The following is a 3,031-nucleotide window of genomic DNA, read 5'->3' on the forward strand; positions in this document are numbered from 1 at the left end:
TAAGTAGGTGAACAGAAAAAATTAAAGGTATGTGAAGAAAAGTAAAATCGCTCAAAACTCTCTTCCTGTTCCCTGTTCCCTGGCCATAGGTTACTGAGCGAAGTCGAAGTAACGACAATTTTTAACGCCCACCTACTTAGGGCTTGCTGAATTAAAATAGAAAAAAATATACCTGTCTATAGTTAGGATCTACAAACAAGTATGGTAAAAAAAATAACAGCAGTTTATTAAATAAACAAAATTATTAGTCGTTGTCCCATTCTTCGCGTCCGATTAGATCACCAATGCGATCGCGTAGTAAAAAATCACACTTTTCTAATTCACATTCCACACAAACCCACTCTCTAGCTGGAATAAACTGGCAAAGAGTATATATTGGTTGCTGACGACCAACCATTCCCCTTTCCACTAACCGACGTGCTTCATCCTGAATAACGTCCAGAGAGTAGTAATTGTAATTGATAGAAGGCACCGTATTCACACTCATGGTTTTTACTCACAAAATTACATTTAGATAGCGTTCCCGTTATTAACTAGGAACAAAGATGGCAATAATTAAACCTGTCTCCAGGGTTTTGTAGTTTGCTATACGGAACTATTATCATTTTGACGCTATACATCTCTAAATTATCTAAAGAAATGTTAAGTTTGTCAAGAAAACATGACAATTATGCTATTTGAGCTTCATATTCCGAATATTAGAGGAGCTAATTCTACAATTATCCAGCCTAAATATTGCCATTTTCAACATTTTTCATATTAACCTGTGTAAAAACCATTAAAAGGATTTATCTTTGCTGTAACGCTACCTGTAATAATATATATGGAGTTACAGACTTCAACATCTATCCTAAGATACAAGATTTATAACACCCATAATTATCTCAAAACAACCAGAAAATCACCGGAAATTAATCAGCCATATCTTCATCCACCTTTAACGATGTTCGTTCCTGTTCCAGTTGATTTAGCAAGTTCAGCACTTTAGTACCTCGTTCGATAGAGTGATCTTCCAGAAACTGCACTTCTGGAGTGCGACGCAATCTCACTCTAGCTCCCAGTTCACTGCGAACGTAACCTGTAGCTGACTTTAAACCAGCCATTGTTTCCGCCTTAGCTTCTTCTGTCCCATAAATGCTGACGAAGATTTTGGCGTGTTGTAAATCCCCAGAAACATCTACATCAGTGACACTGACCATTCCTGTACCCACACGGTCATCTTTAATACCGTTGAGTAGCATTTGGCTAACTTCCCGTTTAATTAATTCAGCAACGCGGGAAACGCGGCGATTTGTAGCCATATAAATTCCGCCTTCTCACAGAGGTTAAACAACATGATTCTAAATGCAAGTTAGAGCGGACAGTGCTTGAGATTGATAAAATCAACAGCAACAGTCCAATAGACTAAACCCTTTTCTGGTGCTAGTCTAGATTGTATTCAACCCCAACATTGCCCGGAGGGTAAGTGTTACGAAAAAAAGACCGCCGGCAAAAAAGCCTATAATAGCAATTAGCGTTAGTGGACGTTTCAGCAGTGGAAACAGCGGCTCAAGGGTGTTTAGAAAAATGCCCAAGACGATACTAATCAAGTATCGAGGGTAGCGAAAGACGTTATCCCAAAATCCATCAAACATTTGAATTTAGACTGCCTTATTATAGAGTTTAGGTTTGTTTACAGTTTTTTGTTTAACCTAATTGTAATATATAGCCATCCTATTTGATTTATGATACTTTACAAAGTAGACAACAGAAAAAAATAATCAGTAAGTCATTCTGGCAAGAAGCAACTGGAGTTATACAACAGATAATTTTTCAGCTTAACTGCAATTAGATGGTAAGTCAAATTCCCAAACAAACTTACCCCCGGCCATTTTTAAAGTGGGCTGGGGGTAAAACTAGACTGATTTCACAATATAAAGACTATTTTCCCAAGCATTATCATACCTACTATGAACCATTTTTAGGTGGTGGCGCAATTTTTTTCTATATGCAACCATCCAAAGCAGTTTTAAGTGATATTAATGCAGATTTAATTACTACCTATCGGTGCGTTAAAGATAATATCGAAGAATTAATAACTCTTCTACGAAAGCATAAACAAGAGCATAACGCAGAATATTACTATGATGTCAGAAATTATCATAGTGGGACAGATTTAGAAAAAGCGGCTCGGTTTATTTATCTGAATAAAACTTGTTTTAATGGACTGTATCGGGTTAATTCCCAGGGAAAATTTAATGTACCTGTGGGAAAATATAAAAATCCTGGTATTTGTCAGGAAGAAGTTCTGCAAGTCGCATCTCAAGCACTAAAAGAAGTAGAAATCAAACACGCCAATTTTGATGAAGTGCTAAATTATGCAACTGGCATTAATGACTTTGTTTATTTTGATCCCCCATATTATCCTGTCAGTAAAACCAGTAATTTTACAGCTTATAGTCATTTTTCCTTTGATGAGAATCAGCAAATAAAACTCAGGGATATCTTTGCAGAATTAGCTGATAGGGGCGTAAAAGTTATGCTATCTAATTCCGATTGTCCATTTATTCGTGACCTTTATAGTGATTTTTCTGTTCACACCATATTAGCCGCTAGATCAATTAATTCTAATGCTCAAAAGCGAGGAAAGATTACTGAAGTATTAGTAACTTCTTATTAAAGATTATTGTAGCGACTGTCTTGATTGTCAAGCGATCGTAAAGGAAAAATTTAAAGTCTAGGAAAAAAGTCAGAAAATAGAGGAGAAAAACAAAGCAGAACAAAACAGGTAAATTATAGATTGCCATAAATTACCAAACAAGATTGCAGGTATAAAAACGATAGTGAAACTTTATGCAGAAATTGGTTGTGAGTCGTGAGAAACAGACCAGGGAAGATGATCTCGAATCATCGCATTTAAAATGACTAACATTTTATGAACACAAGCAGTAATGGCTAATTTTTTGGGTTTACCACGTTCAACCAGGCGTTCATAAAAAGTTTTGATAACAGGATTATGACGCATAGCAACAACAGCACCCATATAAAGAAT

Annotated in this window: 4 protein-coding genes and 1 pseudogene; 1 reads left to right on the forward strand and 4 read right to left on the reverse strand. The window is 36.1% G+C overall.

What is annotated here, in order from left to right:
• Positions 1–244: 244 nt before the first annotated feature.
• The 3 genes from FJR38_RS20530 to FJR38_RS20540 all read right to left on the reverse strand — a co-directional run bounded on the left by FJR38_RS20530 (position 245) and on the right by FJR38_RS20540 (position 1,634).
• Positions 245–487, reverse strand: a complete 243-nt coding sequence (locus FJR38_RS20530; protein ID WP_104387094.1) for a DUF4327 family protein — start codon at positions 485–487, stop codon at positions 245–247.
• A 424-nt stretch (positions 488–911) separates the two neighbouring features.
• Positions 912–1,301, reverse strand: a complete 390-nt coding sequence (gene rbfA / locus FJR38_RS20535; protein ID WP_168491981.1) for a 30S ribosome-binding factor RbfA — start codon at positions 1,299–1,301, stop codon at positions 912–914.
• Between the two features lie 126 nt (positions 1,302–1,427).
• On the reverse strand, positions 1,428–1,634 hold the full coding sequence (locus FJR38_RS20540; protein ID WP_168491979.1) for a DUF751 family protein: 207 nt from the start codon (positions 1,632–1,634) through the stop codon (positions 1,428–1,430).
• Between the two features lie 197 nt (positions 1,635–1,831).
• Here FJR38_RS20540 and FJR38_RS20545 point away from each other — a divergent pair, with 197 nt between their 5' ends.
• On the forward strand, positions 1,832–2,659 hold the full coding sequence (locus FJR38_RS20545) for a DNA adenine methylase (RefSeq protein WP_168539107.1): 828 nt from the start codon (positions 1,832–1,834) through the stop codon (positions 2,657–2,659).
• Positions 2,660–2,830: 171 nt separating this feature from the next.
• Here the strand turns inward: FJR38_RS20545 and FJR38_RS27840 are convergent.
• Positions 2,831–3,031: pseudogene (locus FJR38_RS27840) on the reverse strand (IS110 family transposase); the annotation flags it as partial.

The sequence above is a fragment of the Anabaena sp. UHCC 0253 genome (assembly GCF_009712085.1).
In the GTDB taxonomy this organism is placed as follows: Bacteria; Cyanobacteriota; Cyanobacteriia; order Cyanobacteriales; family Nostocaceae; genus Dolichospermum.